The 18,815-nt window shown below is 73.7% G+C and carries 10 protein-coding genes and 1 tRNA gene; 5 read left to right on the top strand and 6 right to left on the bottom strand.

The window, feature by feature from the left end; all coding sequences use genetic code 11:
- Window positions 1–63 precede the first annotated feature (63 nt).
- Window positions 64–138 (top strand) — tRNA-Pro (locus tag WMF12_RS09110).
- A gap of 149 nt (window positions 139–287) precedes the next feature.
- Here the strand turns inward: WMF12_RS09110 and WMF12_RS09105 are convergent.
- Window positions 288–1,892, bottom strand: coding sequence for an amidase family protein (locus WMF12_RS09105; RefSeq protein WP_437870049.1), 1,605 nt, complete (start codon window positions 1,890–1,892; stop codon window positions 288–290).
- Window positions 1,893–1,981: 89 nt separating this feature from the next.
- On the opposite strand from WMF12_RS09105, the gene WMF12_RS09100 reads away from it, so the two are divergent.
- The gene (locus tag WMF12_RS09100; RefSeq protein ID WP_437870048.1) at window positions 1,982–4,705 is read left to right on the top strand and encodes an ATP-dependent RNA helicase; all 2,724 of its coding nucleotides are present in this window, start codon (window positions 1,982–1,984) and stop codon (window positions 4,703–4,705) included.
- Between the two features lies 1 nt (window position 4,706).
- On the opposite strand, the gene WMF12_RS09095 is transcribed toward WMF12_RS09100, so the two are convergent.
- From WMF12_RS09095 to WMF12_RS09085, 3 genes are all read right to left on the bottom strand, one after another.
- A complete protein-coding gene (locus WMF12_RS09095; protein WP_437870047.1) occupies window positions 4,707–5,744 on the bottom strand; it encodes a hypothetical protein in 1,038 nt (345 codons plus the stop codon).
- Window positions 5,744–6,838 (bottom strand): bifunctional chorismate mutase/prephenate dehydratase, encoded by a 1,095-nt coding sequence (locus WMF12_RS09090; RefSeq protein ID WP_437870046.1) that lies wholly within the window; start codon window positions 6,836–6,838, stop codon window positions 5,744–5,746. Before WMF12_RS09090 ends, WMF12_RS09095 begins: the two co-directional genes overlap by 1 nt.
- Window positions 6,839–6,961: 123 nt before the next feature.
- The gene (locus tag WMF12_RS09085; RefSeq protein WP_437870045.1) at window positions 6,962–7,300 is read right to left on the bottom strand and encodes an FmdB family zinc ribbon protein; all 339 of its coding nucleotides are present in this window, start codon (window positions 7,298–7,300) and stop codon (window positions 6,962–6,964) included.
- Between the two features lie 263 nt (window positions 7,301–7,563).
- Between WMF12_RS09085 and smc the strand changes: the two genes are divergently transcribed.
- The 3 genes from smc to WMF12_RS09070 all read left to right on the top strand — a co-directional run bounded on the left by smc (window position 7,564) and on the right by WMF12_RS09070 (window position 13,550).
- Window positions 7,564–11,169 carry a chromosome segregation protein SMC gene (smc, locus tag WMF12_RS09080; RefSeq protein ID WP_437870044.1) on the top strand — a complete coding sequence of 1,202 codons (3,606 nt, stop codon included), beginning with the start codon at window positions 7,564–7,566 and terminating at the stop codon, window positions 11,167–11,169.
- On the top strand, window positions 11,166–11,726 hold the full coding sequence (locus WMF12_RS09075; protein WP_437870043.1) for a hypothetical protein: 561 nt from the start codon (window positions 11,166–11,168) through the stop codon (window positions 11,724–11,726). The genes smc and WMF12_RS09075 overlap by 4 nt, the downstream gene beginning before the upstream one ends.
- A 174-nt stretch (window positions 11,727–11,900) precedes the next feature.
- Window positions 11,901–13,550 (top strand): ATP-binding protein, encoded by a 1,650-nt coding sequence (locus WMF12_RS09070; protein ID WP_437870042.1) that lies wholly within the window; start codon window positions 11,901–11,903, stop codon window positions 13,548–13,550.
- 110 nt (window positions 13,551–13,660) lie between these two features.
- On the opposite strand, the gene WMF12_RS09065 is transcribed toward WMF12_RS09070, so the two are convergent.
- Window positions 13,661–16,954, bottom strand: a complete 3,294-nt coding sequence (locus tag WMF12_RS09065) for an error-prone DNA polymerase (protein ID WP_437870041.1) — start codon at window positions 16,952–16,954, stop codon at window positions 13,661–13,663.
- On the bottom strand, window positions 16,945–18,813 hold the full coding sequence (locus tag WMF12_RS09060; protein ID WP_437870040.1) for a DinB/UmuC family translesion DNA polymerase: 1,869 nt from the start codon (window positions 18,811–18,813) through the stop codon (window positions 16,945–16,947). The genes WMF12_RS09065 and WMF12_RS09060 overlap by 10 nt, the downstream gene beginning before the upstream one ends.
- Window positions 18,814–18,815 lie beyond the last annotated feature (2 nt).

Genomic DNA, 18,815 nt, shown 5'->3' with positions numbered 1-18,815 from the left:
ATTCCCAAGGCTTCGACTACGGTGCGCCCTCGCTCCGCACCGAAACGTGGCGGCGGAGTGGCTCGGGGCGTAGCGCAGCCTGGTTAGCGCACTTGACTGGGGGTCAAGGGGTCGGTGGTTCGAATCCACTCGCCCCGACTGGTCCGGCGGAGAGGTTCTCCGGCGGACCTTTCGGCTTTGTAGGGCTTCAGCTTTTGTCGACTGTGGACGCGCCGGACAGCGACCGCGCGGCGGCATCATCGAGCTCCGGTGTCGTCCTGGTCAGCCGGCTCCCGGCGTTCGCCGCGTCATCCGGCGAGCGAGGGCGGTGAGACAGGCGTGACGGGCCGATCGGCCTCGCCGGCGAGCTCGTCCTCGATGGCGATCATGGCGGCCATCACCAGGTGTTCGGTGAAGGGGAAGCCGACCACCTGCACCCCGACGGGCAGGCCCACGCTCTTCGCATCGACCTCGGCGGCCCGCTTCTCCAGCCGGTCGCGCGGCCGCTCGCGGCGCGCCTCCTCGGGCCGCACGCGGGTCACGGGGACGACGCCGGCCGGGAACTGCGTGAGGTTCCACAGCATCGCGGCGCTGCCCGCGAGGACGAAGTCGCGCGACGCGGCGTGCGGCAGGGCCGGCGTGGCGTACGGCGGGCAGAGCAGCAGGTCGAGCGCTTCGGCGCGCATCGCCGACGCGATCGCGGCGCGCGCCTCGCGCAGAGCGTGCGTGGTGCGCCAGAACTCCGAGACCGACTTCGGCCCGGTGACCTCGAGGAGACGCTGGAGCCGCCGCTCGCCCGCGAGACCAGCGACGCGCGCGGCGGCGCGGCGCGCGAACGGCGGGAGCGAGGCCATCGTGCGGAGCGAGCGGAGCGAGACGTCGATGTCCGTCCCCTCGCTGCCGTCCTCGCCGGCGTCGAGGAGCGACAGCGCCGTCGCGCCGCCGTCCGCCGAGAGCGCCGCGAAATACGCGTAGACCGCGTCGGGGATCCCGGGCGGCGTGAACGGCACGACCGTCGCGCCCCGCGCGCGCAGGGCCGACGCCGCCTTCGCGACCGCGCGGGCGACGGCGGTCGAGGGAGGCACCAGCCCGTCGTCGCAGTAGAACCCGACGCGCAGGCGCGCCACCTCGACGCTCGCTGGCTCGACCATCGGGAGCGGCGGCACGCGCACGTCGAGCTCCGCCATCGACGCGGGATCGAGCTCGGACATGACGAGCGCGAGGTCGCGGGCGCTCCTGGCCATCGGTCCGATTTGCGCGCGGATCGCCTCCTGTCCGAGGAGCGCCGTGTTGCTCCCCTTGTTGGTCCAGCGATCGAGCGTGGGCTTGAGGCCGACGATGCCGCAGCAGTGCGCGGGGACGCGGATGCTGCCGCCGATGTCCGTTCCGATGCCGAGCGGCGACATCCCCGCCGCGATGGCGGCCGCCTCGCCGCCGGACGAGCCGCCCGGGCTGTGATCGAGGCTCCACGGGTTCGCCGTCTGCCCGAAGAGCGGGTTGCGCGCCTCGTTGTACAGGAGCAGCTGCGAGACGTTCGTGCGCCCGAGGATCACGGCCCCCGCGCGCCGGAGCAGCGCGGTCACCGTCGCGTCGCTGGTCGCCCGATGCCCCCTGCGGGAGGCGACGCCGAGCGTGGAGGCCATGCCGGCCATGTCGAGCGACTCCTTCACGGTGATCGGGAGCCCGTGGAGCGGGCCGCGGATGTCCCCGCGACGGCGCTCCTCGTCGAGGCCGCGGGCGGCCGCGAGCGCCTCGTCGCGGAGCACCTGGGTGAAGGCGCGGAGCCGCGGATCGAGCGCCTCGATGCGCGCCAGGTGCGCCCGCGTGAGCTCCTCGGAGCTGATCTCGCGCGCCGCCAGGAGCGTGGCGAGCGCGGTCGCTGAAAGATGGGTCGGATCGGTCGATGCGCTCACGGCAATTCGACGAGTATCACAGGTCCGCGCGCGCCAAGGATTGCTAGGCTCCGCTGCCGCGCGCCCATCGCGCGGAGAGCGCCGAAGCCATGCAGCCGCTGCCGATCGATCCGATCCTCCCCGATCTCTGCGCCGCCCTGCGCGCGCGCCCGAGCGTGGTGCTCGAGGCCCCGCCCGGGGCGGGCAAGACGACGCGCGTGCCGCGCGCGCTGCTCGACGCGGGCTTCGCGGAGCGCGGCGAGATCCTGGTGCTCGAGCCGCGGCGGCTCGCGGCGCGCCTGTCCGCGCGGCGCGTGGCCGAAGAGCTCGGCGAGCGCGTGGGCGAGACCGTGGGCTACACGATGCGCTTCGAGGAGGCGTCCAGCCCGGCCACGCGCGTTCGCTTCGTGACCGAGGGCGTGCTGACGCGGCGGCTCCTCGTCGATCGCGAGCTCCGGGGCGTGAGCGCCGTGGTGCTCGACGAGTTCCACGAGCGGCACCTCGCCGGCGACGTCGCGCTCGCGCTGCTCCGGCGCCTGCAGCGCGGCGCGCGGCCCGATCTCCGCCTCGTGGTGATGTCCGCGACGCTCGACGCCGGGCCGATCGCGGCGTTCCTCGGCGGGCCGGAGGCGCAGCCCGCCCCGGCGGCCGAGGCCGAGCGCGGCCACGAAACCACAGCGGCGGGAGCCTCGGTGGCGCCGACCCTGCGCGCCGAGGGGCGGATGTTCGACGTCGCGATCGAGTACCTGCCGAGCGCCCGGGTGAGCCCGTCGACCCACGCCGCGGGCGACCGCCGCGCCCCGGCGCACTGGGGCGACAGGACGCTCGAGAGCCTTGTCGCGTCGTCGGTGCGGCAGCTCATCGAGGAGGGGCTCGACGGTGACGTGCTGGTGTTCCTGCCCGGCTCCGCGGAGATCAGGCGGGCGATGGAAGCGTGCGCAGCCATCGCGAAGAGCGAGGACCTGCTGCTCCTGCCGCTCCACGGCTCGCTGTCCGCGGCCGAGCAGGACCGCGCGGTGCGCCCCGCGGATCGGCGAAAGATCATCCTCTCGACCAACGTGGCCGAGACCTCCGTGACCATCGATGGTGTCGTCGCGGTCGTCGACAGCGGCCTCGCGCGCGTGGCCGCGCACGCGCCGTGGTCGGGGTTGCCGACGCTCCGCGTCGCGCCCATCGCCCGCGCCTCCGCGGCGCAGCGCGCGGGGCGCGCCGGGCGGACGCGGCCCGGCCGCTGCCTCCGGCTCTACACGCGCGGGGATCTCGCCTCGCGGCCGGAGCACGAGGCGCCCGAGATCCGCCGGCTCGACCTCGCGGAGACGGTGCTCGAGCTCTGCGCCGCCGGGGTCACGGATCTCGAGGCGTTCGGGTGGCTGGAGGCGCCGCCCGCCGCCGGGCTCGCCGCGGCCGAGGCGCTGCTCGTGCGGCTCGGCGCGCTCGACGAGGGGCGGCGCGTGACGCCGACCGGACGGCGTATGCTTCGCTTCCCGGCGCACCCGCGCCAGGCGCGGATGATCGTCGAGGCCGAGCGGCGAGGCGTCGCCGGCGACGGGTGCACGCTCGCGGCGCTCGTCGCGGAGCGCGACCTCGGCGCGCCGTCGGGCGCGCGGGAGCCCCATGGTCGGAGGAGCGACGCGCGGCACAGCTCCGACCTGCTCGCCGCGCTCCAGGCCTTCGAGGAGGCGGATCGCGCGCGGTTCGCGGCGGACCGCCTGCGGTGGCTGGGCGTGGACCCGGCGCGCGCGCTCACCGTGGAGCGGACGCGCAAGCAGCTCTCGCGGCTCGCCGATCACCGGAGCGCCGCGCCGCCGGAGACCGTCGAGGCGCGCGAGATCGCCCAGCGCATCGCGATCCTCTCCGGATACCCCGACCGGGTCGGGCGCCTCCGCCGGCCGACCAGCGCGACGGGTCGGACCGGACGGGAGGTCGTGCTCGCCGCCGGCGGGACGGCCGCGCTCTCCGAGGCGAGCGTCATCGACGAGGTCGATCTCGTGGTCGCGGTCGACATCGAGGAGCGCAGCGAGGGCCGCTCGGCGCGCACGGTCGTCCGGGCGGCGAGCGCGATCGAGGCCGACTGGCTGCTCGACCTCTTCACGGACGCGATCCGGGACACGACGGAGGCGACGTGGAACGCCGCCGCGGAGCGCGTCGAGGTCGTTCGCCGGCTGTCGTACGACGCCCTCGTGCTCGACGAGGCGCGGCCGGCCGCCGGCGCCAGCGGTCCGCTGGCGGAAGCGGCGGCGCGGGAGCTCGCGGCGCAGGCGAGAGCGAAGGGGTGGCGAGCGTTCGTGAAGGGCGACGCCCTCGATAGCTGGCTCTTGCGGGTCGCGTTCGTGCGCGCGCACTGCCCCGACGCAGCGCTACCCGACGTGGGCGAGGACGCGGTGCTCGCCGCGCTCGAGGCGCTCTGCGACGGGCGCAGGAGCTTCGCCGAGCTCCGCGACGCCGACCTCTCGAGCGCCGTGCAGGCCTCGCTGGGCCCCGCGAAGGCGCGAGCGCTCGCCGAGCTCGCCCCCGAGTCGATCGTCCTGCCCGGCGGCCGGCGGGCGCGCCTCGAGTACACGGCGGGCGCGCCGCCGTCGCTCGCGTCCCGGCTGCAGGACTTCTTTGGCATGGCGGAGGGGCCGCGCGTCGCCGGTGGCCGGGTGCCTGTCGTGCTGCACCTGTGCGCGCCGAACCAGCGCCCCGTGCAGGTCACGACCGATCTGTCGGGGTTCTGGGCGCGCCACTATCCCGCCATCGCGAAGGAGCTCCGCCGCCGCTACCCGAAGCACGCGTGGCCGGACGACCCCGCCCACGCCGCGCCGCCCTCGCGCGCGCCGCTCCGCAAGGCTTGAGTCAGCGCACGAGCGCCACGCTCCGCACCGTGTCGGCGACCGTGCGGAGGAGCATGCGCACGATCCCCTCGCCGAGGGGCAGCGTGAACGCGACGTCGCTCTCGCGCTGCGCGACCTGCATCGGAGGGACCGAGCCGTAGCCGAAGCCCCACGAGGAGAGCAGGGTCGCGATCCTGGCGATCTGCTCGAGGTTGCGAAGCGCGACCGCGCCGTTCGCCGCGCTCTGCGGGTCCGTGTACGTGAGGGCGCCGGCGAAGTTGACCCCGGGCGGCTGGAAGTTGCCGATGACGCGCACGTACTGGAGCCCCGCGAGGAAGGGGAACTGCCCCGCCGCAGACGCGACCGCCGCCTGGCTCGAGAGGTCGCCGGCCACGGCGAACGACGCTCCCTTGGTCCCGAGCAGTTCGACCATCCACGAAGGCACGGAGCGCGTCAGCTTGCCGGAGCGGAGCCGATCGAGGGCCCGCCGCATCCCGGTCTCGTTGCCGGTGAGGATCGTGTGCGGCGTGAGCACGACGAAGCCGACGTTGCCGGCCGTGAAGAGATCGTTGTCCGCGTAGCGCGTCTTCACGAGCGGCGCGCCGATCACGGTGACCGACCTGGCGTCGGCGGAGCGGCGGATCGCGTCGACGTCGAAGTTGCCCTGCATCACGGCGCAGAAGTCCGCGCCCTGCATGGCATAGAGACCGCCGTAGACCTTCACGATGTCGCGCGACGGGACGAAGTTCGACTCGGGGCCCAGCGGGAGCAGGCTCGTGACGATCTGGTTGACCTCGCCTCCCAGGCCGGACGTGAACATGGCCGCCGCGTCGAGGTATCCGAGCATCACCGCGCCGCTCGGAAGGACGGCCAGGGGGTCGCGATCGATCGCCGTCGCGTCGATCTTCTCTCCGCCGACCAGCGCGAGGCTGTCGTCGGCGCCGCCGCAGCCGCCGAGCGCCTGGAGGGCGAGCGCCGCGATCGCGATCGCGCCCGCCGCGCGGCGCAGGGCGGCAGCGCCTCGGGAATGGAACAGCGTCTGCACCATCGCGCTCGCCATCAAGCTCGCTCGTGCGGCGGGTCGGGGCGCTCCAGCGGGAAGGAGCCGATGATCTTCAGCATCTTCGTCTCGCGCTTCACGCCCTCGAGCGCCGCGACGAGCGCCCGATCGGTCGTGTGTCCGCTGACCTCCACGTAGAACACGTAGTCCCAGCCCTCGCCGGGCACGGGGCGGGAGTGGACCCGCCGGAGGTTGCAGCTGCGCTCCTTGAAGTGCTGGAGGATGTCGTGGAGCGCGCCGGGCCGATCGTGGACGCTGAAGAGGACCGCCGTGGCGTCGTGGCCCGAGCGCGGCGACGGGAGCCGGGACAGCACCGCGTAGCGGATCCGGAGCTCCCCCTCGTCGCCGACGTTCTCGCGGGCGACCCTGAGCTCCTGCCCGCCCGCGAAGCCGCGGGGGACGATGGCGGCGCTGCCCTCGTTCTCCGCCGCGAGATCCCAGGCGGCCTGCGGGCCCCGCACGTCGAGCACCAGCGCGCGCGGGTGCTGGAGCTCGAGGTAGTTCACGCAGGCCACGTGGTCCTGAGGAGAGGAGTACACCCGCTCGACGTCGGCGAGGTTGCCCGTCCGGTTCACGAGGTCGAGCGCCTGCACCAGCTGGCGCTCGCCGACCACCTTGAGATCGGCGCCGCCGATCGCCTGGATCGTCGGGAAGATCGGCCCTTCCTTGAACGACTCGTACGGGACCACCGCGAAGTCTGCGCGCGAGCGCGCGACCTCCTCGATGGCGGCGAGGGGGCTGTCGGCGCGGACGAACTCGCCTCCGATCCCGAAGTGATCGTGCGCCGCAGTCCAGCCATAGTCGCCCTCGGCCCCCAGGTACGCCACCCGGGGCGCGACCTCGAACGCGCGCGAGGCCGCGTCGATGGCGACGAAGATCGGCCGCACCGCGCGCTGCGGGAACGGCGGCGTCGCGGCGCGCTCGAGCGCCTGCATGTGGGCTGCGTCGGCCGTGGGGGCGAACCGGGCCGTGCCTGTCCTCAACTTGGCAAGCTCGTGCGCGATGCGAGCCCGCCGCTCGATGCTGCGAAGGATTTCTTGATCCAGCTCCGTGAGCTGCCGGCGGAGCTCCTCAAGTCGCTTTCTCTCATCCATCCAGGGCACCCTAGCACCGCGCCCGGCGCCGGTGGGCACGCAGCACTGCCGGCGCACCACGACGGCGCCACCGCGCGCTGCGCCGCGCTGGCCACACCCCCGTCGCTGCTCGCCGAGTTGGCGTCAGGCCGCCGCGGAGGGGGACGACGCGCTGGAGTCGCTCTTGGTGTTGCCGCTCGCCGGCGAGGCGCTGCTCGACCCGGAGTCCGAGCTCGCCCCCTCCGACCCTGAGGAGCTGCCCGACCCCCCGTCCGACTTCGCGGGCGGCTTGTTCGACCCCGAGGCGTAGAGGTCGGAGTACCAGCCACTGCCCTTGAGGATGAAGCCCGTGCCGCGCGAGATCTGTCGCCGGGCTGTCGCGTTGAGGCACGACGGGCACTCCGAGAGCGCGGCCTCCTTGATGGACTGCTCGGCTTCCCATTCATGCGCGCAAGATGTGCAGGCGTACTCGTAAGTGGGCATGACGTTTCTACTCCTCGGAACAACCCGAGGAGTATGGCCACGTTAGCCACCTGTCAAGGCGGCTGCCAGAAGCACACCTTGCGCTTCGGACATCGCTGCACCAGCGGGATGCGCAAGACCTGGTCCTCGGTGCGCGTGAGGAGCCAGGATTCCGCTCTTGCCGCGCGGCGCCAGCCCACGTAGACCCCGAGACGCCAGTTGTGACGGTACGTGGCGTGCTGTGACGATACGTTTAAGCCCGCCCGGCCGGTCCCGGGGACGTCATGCGCATTCGTAAGCTCGAGATCAGCGGGTTCAAATCGTTCGTCGACCGGACGGTGGTCCATTTCGATACGGACGTGGTGGGCATCGTCGGTCCCAACGGCTGCGGCAAGTCGAACATCGTCGACGCCATCCGGTGGGCGATCGGGGAGCAGAGCGCGAAGCACCTGCGCGGCAAGTCGATGTCGGACGTCATCTTCAACGGCTCCGAGACCCGCGCCCAGCACGGGATGGCCGAGGTGACGCTCACCTTCGACAACAGCGAGCCGACGGCGGCGTCACAGCTGCCGCTGGAGTACCGGGACTACGCGGAGATCGCGGTGACGCGCCGGCTCTTCCGCGACGGGACGAGCGAGTACCTCATCAACAAGACCCAGGTCCGGCTCAAGGACGTGACCGACCTCTTCCTCGGCACCGGCGTCGGCACGAAGGCCTACTCCATCATCGAGCAGGGAAAGATCGGGCTCATCGTCTCGGCGCGCCCCGAGGACCGGCGAATGCTCATCGAGGAGGCCGCCGGCATCACGAAATACAAGGCCAGGAAGAAGCAGGCCGAGCAGAAGATGGACCAGACGCGGCAGAACCTGCTCCGCGTGGGGGACATCGTCTCCGAGATCCAGCGGAACCTCGCGTCCTTGAAGCGCCAGGCGGCCAAGGCCGAGCGGTACGTCAACTACCGCAAGGAGCTGGAGGACCTCGTGCTCCACGAGGCGTCGCACAAGCTCCTCGAGATCACGGTGCTCACGCAGCACGAGTCGCTCGGCAGGGCCGCGCACGCGGAGCGCGAGCAGGCGTCGCGCACGGCGCTCTCGGCGCGCGAGGCCGAGATCGAGGTCACCCGGCTCGAGGCCCTCGCCTGTGAGGAGCGGGCCGAGCGCGCGCAGAACGAGGCGTTCGCGGCCGACAACCAGGTGCGCACCCACGAGGCGGAGATCGCGCGGGCGCGCGACCGCCTGCGGCACCTCGAGGAGCGGCTCGTCACCGCGGCCAAGGAGCAGGGGGAGCTCGAGAAGACGGTCGAGGAGCTCAGCGCAGAGAAGGCGCAGCTCGAGGCGCAGCTCGCCGGCGTCGACGAGGAAGAGGCGCGGGAGAGCGAGCTCGCGCTCGAGCAGCACGAGCGGCTCGAGGAGCTGCGCCACGGAGAGCGGACCGCCGAGCACGAGGTCGCCGCCCTGCGCCGACGGGCCGCCGAGGCCACCGCGGCGGTCGCGGCCGCCGAGGCGTCGCTCGCCGGCTTCGATCGGCGCATGACGGAGATGAGCCAGCGGCGGGCGAAGCTCGAGGACGAGCTCGGGCGGCTGATGTACGAGTCGGAGGAGCTCGAGCGGCGGCGCTCGTCGCTGACGCGCAACGTGGCGGAGCTCGCCGACGGGAAGCGGATCTCGGCGGAGGAGCGGACGCGGCTCGACGCAGAGATGAAGGCGCTGCGCGAGCAGGCGGTCTCGAGCGACCGCGCCGTGGAGCACGCCAAGAACGAGCTCGGGCAGCGGCGCAACCGGCTCCGTGCGCTCGAGGAGCTGCACGCGCGGCTGGAGGGCGTCGGCGCCGGGGTGAAGAACCTCCTCAAGACCAAGGACCCGGCGCTGCTCGGGCTCGTGGCCGACCGGATCGAGGCGCCGGCCGAGCTGACCGCGGCCTTCGCGGGGCTGCTCGGGGACCGGCTGCAGTGCGCGGTCGTGAGCGACGTCGAGCGCGGGATCGCGCTGCTCGCGGATCTGTCGAAGAACAACCGCGGGCGGGCGAGCGTGATCGCGGCGCGGCCATCGTTCGTGGCCGGCGCGGCGCGGCGGCCGCCGCGCGGGGAGGGCGTGCTCGGGCCGCTCGTGGACCGGCTCGTCTTCGCCCCCGAGGACGAGGCGCTGGCGCGCGCGCTCGTGGGAGACGCGGTGGTCGTCGCCTCCGCCGAGGTCGCGGCGCGGCTCGCGGCGGAGGGCGCGGGGTGCACGCTCGTGACGCTCGACGGCACCGTCCTCCGCGAGGACGGCGTGGTGAGCGGCGGCTCGGGCGACGCGGTCGCGGCCGGCATGATCGAGCAGAAGCGGGAGATGCGCGCGCTGCACGAGTTCGTCGCGACCAAGTCGGAGGAGGTGACGGCGCTGCTCGACGCGCAGCAGAAGCTCCGCCTGCGCATCACCGAGGTGGGGACGGCGCTGGAGCGGGCGCGGAGCGAGGCGCACGAGGGAGAGCTCGCCCTCGTGACGGCCGAGAAGGATCTCCGCCGGGCGGAGGAGCAGCTCGCCGCGGCGCAGAAGCGCGAGGGCGTGGTGCGCTCCGAGCTCGAGGACCTCGCCGACAACCTCGACGCCGGCGGGAGCGAGCAGCAAGCGGCTCGCGACAAGCTCGAGGCGGGGCGAGCGGCGCGCGAGGCGGCGGCGGCCGGCCTCGAGCACGCCGAGCAGGTCGCGGCCGAGTGGCGCGAGCGGGTGCTCGGGCAGCAGTCGGTCGTGACCGAGCGCAAGGTGAAGCTCGCGCGCGTGCGCGAGCGCGCCGCGGCGGCGCGGGGCACGGTCGAGCGGCTCACGCGGTCGTGCAACGAGCTCCGGGGCCGGATCGCCCGGCTCGACCAGGAGCGGACGGAGAGCGCCGTGGGCGCGGGGAAGGCCGCGGCGACGATCATGATCGCGCGCGAGGCGCTGGTCTGCGCCGTCGCCGAGGCGCACGCGGCGCAGGCCGCGCTGACCGAGGCGCGGCGCTCGCTGGACGAGGCGCGGCAGGCGCACGGGGTGCGCGAGGCCGACCTGCGCGGGCTGCGGCAGGAGCTGGCCGAGGTGTCGGAGCGGCTCCGCAAGCACGAGCTCGCGCTGGAGCGGCTGCGGGTCGAGCACGACCACCTCATCGAGGGGGTGCGCGAGCGCTTCCGCGGGCTGGAGCTCGCCCGCGTGGTCGGCGACTACCACAAGCGGCCGCCCGCCGACGCCTCGCACCGCGCGCGCATCCAGGAGCTGACGGAGCTGCTCGACCGCATGGGCCCCGTCAACCTCGACGCCGTGCGCGAGCACGCCGAGGCCGAGGAGCGATACACGTACTACTCGAGCCAGAAGGCCGATCTCGAGAAGGCGCTCGACGACCTCGAGAAGGCGATCGCCCAGATGAACCGCGAGTCGAAGCGGCTCTTCAAGACGACGTACGACGGCATCAACGCGCGCTTCAAGGCGCTGTTCCCCAAGATGTTCCGCGGAGGGCAGGCGGAGCTCAGGCTGACGAACCCCGACGACATGCTGGAGACGGGGATCGAGATCCTCGCGCAGCCGCCGGGCAAGAAGCTCGGGAACATCGAGCTCATGAGCGGCGGCGAGAAGGCGCTCACCGCGGTGTCGCTCATCTTCGCGATCTTCCAGTTCAAGCCGTCGCCGTTCTGCATCCTCGACGAGGTCGACGCGCCGCTCGATGAGGCGAACGTGGCCCGCTACAACGAGGGGATCCGGAGCATGACGAGCCACTCGCAGTTCATCCTCATCACGCACATCAAGCGCACGATGCAGTCGGTCGACGTGCTCTACGGCGTGACGATGCAGGAGCCCGGCGTCTCGAAGCTCGTCAGCGTGAAGATCAACGAGACGGCGAAGCGCCCGGAGCGCGAGGCGGCGCCGGCGGCGGCGGTGGCGTGAGCGCGGACGGGGGGGCCGGGCGGCGCCTGTCGCGCGGCGCCTCGGGGCTCCGGCACCTCCGCTGGGCCCGGGAGGTGCTGGCGACGCTCGAGGCCCACGTCGAGCACAACCCGGCGCTCTCCGGCGCCGATCGCGAGGCGCTCCAGAGCGAGGCGAGCGCGCTCGCGGCGGCGGTGCAGGCGCTCAGCGGGGCGGTGAAGCCGTACCGGGATTTCCTCGAGCGGACGCGGGTCCGCTACCGCGGGCGCGTGCGCGTCGCGGAGTATCTGGTCCGAGAACCCGACGCGGGCGAGGCGGGCGGTGCGGCGCGCGCGCACCTTGAGGAAGCGCTTGTGGAGCTCGCCTGGATGGAACAGGCGCAGCGCCAGCCGCTCAAGGCAGCGCTCTCGGCCGAGATCGATCGGCTGCGCGAGGCGCTGGCGCGGATGGATGCACACCTCGCGGGGCGGCTCTCCGGGAAGTTCGTCGAGAGCCTGTACCCGCCGCTCACGGACGGCGCGACGAGGGTCGCCGATGACGGCGATCCGGACGACGACGCGACGGCCAGCCCTCGATAGCCACGCGAAGCGGGCGAGCCGACTGGCTGGCGCGCGGCTCGAAGGAGACCGGCGAGGCGCCTGGCAGGCGCAGCGGAACGGATCACCATGCCTGCACGCCGGGATGGAGATGCGGTAAAGGATCTTCGAAGGACTCCTGAAACGGGTCTTCGAAGGACAGCTGAGAGGACGTCGATGGGCTGCGCGGAGCCGGCCGCCATCCTGCTCCTCCGCGGGCGCGCCGCGGCGAGCGAGCGATTCGAAGCGCTGATCCGACGTCACGTGCCGGACGTCGGCGTCACCTCCGATCCCGCGCGCGCCCTGGAGCGGTGCCTGAGCGAGGCGCCGCCGGTGCTCGCCGTCGACTGGAGCGAGCCCGCCAGCGCCGCCGCGTTCTGCGGCCGCGTGCGGGCGCAGCCCGGCGGCGATGCGGTGTTCATCCTCGCGATCACCGAGCGCGACGGGGACATCGACGGCATCCTCGCGGCCGGCGCGAGCGATTTCCTGCTCGCGGGCGGCGACGGCGCGGGCCCCCGGGCGCGGCTCTCCGTCGTCCGCGAGCGCGCCGCGCGCGACGCCGCCTCGCGCCAGGCGCTCGCGCAGACGCAGGCCCGCCTCGTCGGCGCCGGCCGCATGGCGAGCGTCGGCACGCTGGCCGCCGGCGTCGCCCACGAGATCAACAACCCCCTCGCGTTCGTCATCACGAACGTCGACGCAGCCATCCGGCGCATCGGCTCGCTCGATCGCCGGAATAGCGCTGCGCGCGGCGGCCCCTGGGCGCGCTCTCACGGCGACGGTCGCGCTCCATCGAGCGAGCTCTCCGACGTGCTGAGCCTGCTGGAGGACGCGCGCGAGGGCGCCGAGCGGGTGCGGCTCATCGTGCGCGATCTCCACAGCTTCTCGCGCGCCGAGGAGGACCGACGCGGGCCGGTCGACCCCCGGCGGGTGCTCGACTCCTGCGTCCACATGGCGATGAACGAGATCCGGCACCGCGCCCGCGTCGTCCGGAGCTTCCAGGAGGTGCCGCCCGTCCAGGCGAACGAGCCGCGGCTCGCGCAGGCCTTCCTGAACCTCATCGTGAACGCCGCGCAGGCCATCCCCGAGGGGCTCGCCGAGCAGAACGAGATCGAGCTCTCGACCCGCTGCGACGCCGAGGGGTCGGTCGTCGTCGAGGTGCGCGACACGGGCGCCGGGATCGTGCCCGAGTCGCTCGAGCGGATCTTCGAGCCGTTCTACACGAGCAAGGAAGCTGGCGAAGGGCTCGGGTTGGGGCTCGCGATCTGCCACTCCATCGTCACGGCGCTGGGGGGTCGGATCGAGGTGGACAGCCGCCCCGGCAAGGGGAGCACGTTCCGCCTCGTCCTCCCCGCCGCCACGGCCGGCGAGGCGCCCGCCTCCGCTGCGCCCGGCGCGTGCGCGTCGAGGTGGCCGTGCGAGAACGGCAGCCTCGACACGCTCACGCCGGAGGCGGCGCAGCGGCAGCGGGTCCTCATCATCGACGATGAGCCGCTGCTCACGCGGGCGATCGCGGGGACGCTCGAGCCACGGCACGAGACGATCGCGACCGCGAGCGCGCGCGACGCGCTCAGCCGGATCCGCGCCGGAGAGCGCTACGACGCCATCCTGTGCGACCTCATGATGCCCGATATGACGGGAATGGATTTCTACACCTCGCTTGCCGAGCACGCGCCCGAGCAGCAGCGCCGTGTCGTGTTCCTGACCGGAGGCGCCTTCACGGAGCGCAGCAAGGCGTTCCTGCAGCAGGTCAACGCCCGGCTGCTCCTGAAGCCGTTCGACGCGGCGACGCTGCTCTCGCTGGTCGACGAGGTCGTCGCCGCCCGCTGACGAGCGCGCTCGCGTCGACGAGGTCGTCGCCGCCCCTCTGACGAGCGTGCGAGCTCTCCTCACGCGCCGCCGATCGCCCTGCGGTCCGAGAGCGCGACGTCGGCGCGCCCTCAGCGGTAGTCGCGCGATTTGAGCGCGATCTCCTCGCCGCTGGGCAGCTCCAGCCGATCGAGCTCGCGCGCGAGCACGTGGATCACCTCGCCCTGCCGCTCGATCCGCCCGGCGACGAGCAAGAGCGCCGCGTTCCTCGCCACGTGCTCGTACTCCGCGAAGACCTGCCGCTGGACGATGACGTTGACCACGCCGGTCTCGTCCTCGAGCGTCATGAACGTCACGCCGCTCGCGGTCGCCGGCCGCTGGCGTCCCACCACCATCCCGGCGACCCGCACGCTCTCCCCGTCGCGCGCGGCCTTGATCTCCTCGGCGGTCCGCACGCGCCCGGCACCGCGCCGCCGCTTGAGCGCCCGCCGCACGTGCCGCATCGGGTGGTCGTGCAGCGACAGACCCACGCGCCCGTAGTCCAGCGCGAGCTGCTCCAGCGGCCTGAGCGGAGGGAGCCCGACGTCCCGGTCCTGCTCGATCGGAACGCCCTCGAACAACCCCTCCACGCGGGGGGCGCGCGCGCGCCAGAGCGCCTCTCTCCGGGCAGGCACCAGCGCGGCGAGCGCGCCCGCTTCTGCGAGCGCCTCCACCTCGTTCTTCTTCAGCTCCGTGCGCCTCACGAGATCCGGGAGGCTCGTGAACGGCGCCTCCTCGCGCGCCGCCACGATCGCCGCCACGGCCGCCTCGCCGAGCCCCTTCACGAGCCGCATGCCAAGCCGCAGCGCCGGGCCCGCCGAGGGCTCGGCGGAAGGCTCCAGGGTCGCGTCCCACGCGCTCTGCACCACGCACACAGGCCGCACCTCCACGCCGTGCCGCTGCGCGTCCTGCACCAGCGCCGACGGGCTGTAGAACCCCATCGGCTGCGCGTTGAGCAGCGCGCAGGTGAACGCCGCCTGGTGGTGGACCTTGAGCCAGGCCGACGCGTACACGAGGAGCGCGAAGCTCGCCGCGTGCGACTCCGGGAAGCCGTACTCCCCGAAGCCCTGGATCTGCTGGTAGAGCATCTCCCCGAACTTCGCCGAGATCCCCTGCTCGGCGAAGCCCTGGATGAGCCGCCCGCGGTGCCGCTCCAGGCGCCCGTGCTTCTTCCACGCCGCCATGTCGCGGCGCAGCTGGTCGGCCTCGCCCGGCGTGTAGCCCGCGCCGACCATCGCGATCTGCATCACCTGCTCCTGGAAGAGCGGAACGCCGAGCGTGCGCTCCAGGATGGGATCCAGGCACGGGTGCGGGGACACCGGCGGCTCCTGCCCCGTCCGCCGGCGCAGGTAGGGGTGCACCATCCCGCCCTGGATGGGCCCGGGGCGCACGATCGCCACCTCGATCACCAGATCGTAGAACTTGTTCGGCTTCAGCCGCGGGAGCATCGCCATCTGCGCGCGGCTCTCGATCTGGAACACCCCCACCGTGTCGGCCCGGCCGATCGCCTCGTAGACAGCCGGGTCCTCCGGCGGGATCTGCGCGAGCGCCGCGATCGGATCGAACGCGGCGCCTCGGCCCGCGTGGAGCGAGACCGCCGCGGGCGCAGGATCCCGTGCCGCGTCGACCAAGGGACCCGCGGACGCGGGGTCCCGTGCCGCGTGGACCAAGGGACCCGCGAGCCCGGCGTACCGGTCCGAGTGGATCATACCGAGCGCCTTGCGGATCGCCGTCAGCATGCCGAGCGCCAGGACGTCGATCTTGAAGAAGCCGAGATCGTCGAGATCGTCCTTGTCCCACGGGATCACCGTGCGGCCCTCCATCCGCGCAGGCTCGACCGGAGCCACCTGGTGCAGCGGCTCCGACGACAGCACGAAGCCGCCCACGTGGATCGAGAGGTGGCGCGGGAAGCCCTCGAGCGCGCTCGCCATCATGACGGCCTGCCGGACGCGCACGTCATCCGGATCGAGGCCCGCCTCGCTGACCCGCTGCTCGGTGATGTCCGCCTCGTGGTGAAGCACGAGGCCGCTCAGCCGATCGACCTGATCCGTCGAGAAACCGAACGCCTTGCCCACCTCGCGGAGCGCGCTCTTGCCGCGGTAGGCGATCACCTCCGAGACCATCGCCGCCCGGTCGCGCCCGTACATCTCGTAGATCGCCTGGATCACCTCCTCCCGGCGCTCGTGCTCGAAATCGACGTCGATGTCCGGAGGCTCGTGGCGCTCCTCCGACAGGAAGCGCTCGAAGAGCAGGCTCGACCGGGCCGGGTCCACCGCCGTCACGCCGAGCACGAAGCACACAGCGCTGTTCGCCGCGCTCCCGCGGCCCTGGCAGAGGATCTGCCGCGCGCGCGCGATCTTCACGACCTGCTGCACGCTGAGGAAATAGGGCGCCACGCCGAGCTTCGCGATCAAGGCGAGCTCCTTCTCGATCTGCGCGCGCACCGGAGGCGGCGCCCCCTCCGGGTAACGGTCGCGGCAGCCCTCCTCGGTGAGGCGGCGCAGCGCCTGATCCGACGTCTCCCCCGGCATGCAGAGGGCGTCGCTCGGGAAGCTGTAGCGGAGCTCGGACAGCGAGAAGCGGCAGCGGGACGCGACCTCCACCGTGCGCGCGACCCAGGCCGGATGATCGCGGAACAGCGCCGCCATCTGCGCGCCGGACCGCACGTACGCCTCCGCGTTCGGCGCGATCCGCGTCCCCGCTTGATCGAGCGTGGTCTTGGTCCGGATGCACGCGAGCACGTCCGCGAGCGGCTTGCGCGACGGGTGGTGATAGAGCGGGCGCGCCGTCGCCACCACGCAGGGGCCGTAGCGGCGCTCCGCCGCGAGGGCCGCCGCGACGCGCTCGCCGTCCCGGCGGTCGAGGTGCTTCCAGGTCGCGACGAGCGCGCGCTCGCCGAACGCGTCGCGCAGCGTGCCGAGGAGCGCGCCGGAGACGCCCGCGGGCACGAGAGGATCGAGCGGCACGATCGCGGAGAGGCCCCGCTGCGCCGCCGCGATCGCCTCCGCCGAGATGCTCGCCATCCCCTTCTCGCACTCCGCGTGCGCGATCGTGAGCAGGCGGCAGAGGTTCGCGTACCCCTCGCTGTCCTCGACCAGGAGGACCACCGACGGCCGGACCTCCGGCGCGCGCTCGGCGCCCCCGCGCGGCGCGCCCAGCGTCAGCTCGGCCCCGACGATCACCCGCTGCTCGACCTTCTTCGCCGCCGTGTGCGCGCGCACGCTGCCGTAGATCCCGTCGCGATCGCAGAGCGCGAGCCCCTCGAGGCCGAGCTCCTTGGCGCGGTGCACGAGCTCCTCGGGGTGCGAGGCGCCCTCCAGGAAAGAGAAGCAGGAGCGGCCGCAGAGCTCCACGAACGGGACCGACGCGCCGGCGCTCACTCGCACCACCCCTGCAGGAAGGCCTCGCCCGTCGCGCGGTCGACGTAGATCCACGCTTCGCCGCAGGAGCTCGCGCTCGCGCCGTCTCGAGGAGGGCGCAGCTCGCCGAGGCGCGCCGGGGCGGCCTTGCCGGACGGAGAGCCCGAGACGAGCCAGGCGCGCGCGTAGTCGCGCGACGCCGGCGTGGGCGTCCACCACTCCACCGCGTCGATCCGCATCACGAAGGAGAGCCGCTCGATCGCGTAAAGATGCCGGTCGACGGCCACGATCGCCCCGCGCCCCACCCGACCCAGCGGGATCGGCTGCGCGAGGAGCCGCGCGGGCTCCAGCGCCGGCGCGTCGGCGCCGCCCGCCTGCTCCGCCGCGCCCCGATCCGCCGCGGCGCGCGCGCGGGCCGCGGCGGACGCGCGCGTCATGGCCGCCTCGCCTGAGGCCGGCACGAGCCGCGAGCGCGCCTCGGGGCGGTGCGCGTCGGCGATCTCCAGGATGCCCACCCGCTCCTGGCCGATCTCCGCTGAGAGCTCGGCCAGGAGCGCCGGCAGGCTGTCGGGATCGGCCGACCGGTCGCGCGACAGATCGAGCTGCACCCGGCGGGCCCGCGCGATGCGCGAGGCGATGACGTGGACCCCCACCGCGGGCGCCGCGAGCTCGATCCGCTCGAGCCTCGCCTTCAGCGGGCGGAGCAGATCGCCCGCGTCCGAGAGGGGCACCGGCATGTCGACGTGGAAGCGCAGCGAAGGGCCGCGCCCGTCGTCTTCCAGGAGCGCCGCGGCGGCGCCGTCGTCCTCGCGCTCGCCGAGGCGGAGCCGCGCGATCGAGCGATCGTAGGCGATCGCCACGTTGAGCCGCCCGCACGCCTCCCCGCGCGCGGCGAGCCGCGACGCGATCCGCGACGTCATGCCGCGCAGCACGAACAGGAGCGACTCGGCGCTCTCGATCGGCTCGTCGAAGAGCACCTCCTCCTCGAGCAGCCGGGGCACCTCGAACGGCAGGAGCGGCACGGGATCGCGGCCGGCGAGGAGCTCCATGACGTCGGCCGTCCGCGGACCCAGCCGCGCCGCCACCTGCGCCCGCGGAAGGCGCGCGAGATCCTCGACGCGGAGCACGCCGAGCCGGACGAGGAAGCTCGCCACCTCGCGCTCGACCGGGAGCGCCTGCACCGGCAAGGGCCCGATCGCCTGCGCCCCCTTGCCCGGCGGCGCGATCGGGGCCTCCGCCCCTCCCCCGCCGTCCGCGTGCGCGCCGAAGCGCGCGAGCGCCTGCGCGAGCCGCGGCCCGTCGGCGATCGCGAGCCGCGCCCGGTGGCCGAGCGCCGCGACGCGCTCGCCGAGCTCGCCGAGCAGCGCCTCCTCGCCGCCGACGAGGTGCGACGCCCCGGTGATGTCCAGCCACACCGTGTCGTACGGGCCGTCGCCCCAGGGGCTCCGCGCCTCGCTCGCGGCGCGCTCGGGAGCGCGGCTCGCCCGCGCCGCGCCGGCGCGCGGGGCGCCCTGCTCGCCGAGCTGGATCGCCGCCGTCGCCCCGAGCCCGAGCGCCACCTCGGCGACCCGGCCGAGCGCCGCGTCGATCTCGGCGAACGTCACCCGGTGGATCGCGAGGTGGGCGACCAGCGCCGCCGCCTCGACGACCTTCTGCCCCGGCCTCACCCCGTACCGCCTCGCCTCGTCGTCGACCACGTCGATCACCGCCGCCGGCGCCTGCGGCTCGCGCTCGGGCTGCGACGCGAGCGCCGCGCGGCGGTCCTCCTCGCCCCCGAGGATCACCGCGAGCGGCGCCTTCCCGCTCGGCGAGACCGGCCCGCGCTGCTTCACCAGCTCGCACGCGAGCTGCGGGAGCACGATCGCCACAATGCGCCTCACCGCCATCG

Source organism: Sorangium sp. So ce363 (assembly GCF_051520435.1).
Classification (GTDB): Bacteria; Myxococcota_A; Polyangia; order Polyangiales; family Polyangiaceae; genus Sorangium; species Sorangium cellulosum_B.
The sequence above is the reverse complement of the archived record's forward strand: the minus strand, read 5'-3'. Positions and strand labels throughout refer to the sequence as shown.

Coding starts and splice junctions, on each gene's coding strand:
- WMF12_RS09100 (WP_437870048.1), top strand. CDS start 1,982: ATGCAGCCGCTGCCGATCGATCCGATCCTCCCCGATCTCTGCGCCGCC.
- smc (WP_437870044.1), top strand. CDS start 7,564: ATGCGCATTCGTAAGCTCGAGATCAGCGGGTTCAAATCGTTCGTCGAC.
- WMF12_RS09085 (WP_437870045.1), bottom strand. CDS start 7,300: ATGCCCACTTACGAGTACGCCTGCACATCTTGCGCGCATGAATGGGAA.
- WMF12_RS09095 (WP_437870047.1), bottom strand. CDS start 5,744: ATGGCGAGCGCGATGGTGCAGACGCTGTTCCATTCCCGAGGCGCTGCC.
- WMF12_RS09090 (WP_437870046.1), bottom strand. CDS start 6,838: ATGGATGAGAGAAAGCGACTTGAGGAGCTCCGCCGGCAGCTCACGGAG.
- WMF12_RS09060 (WP_437870040.1), bottom strand. CDS start 18,813: ATGGCGGTGAGGCGCATTGTGGCGATCGTGCTCCCGCAGCTCGCGTGC.
- WMF12_RS09070 (WP_437870042.1), top strand. CDS start 11,901: ATGGGCTGCGCGGAGCCGGCCGCCATCCTGCTCCTCCGCGGGCGCGCC.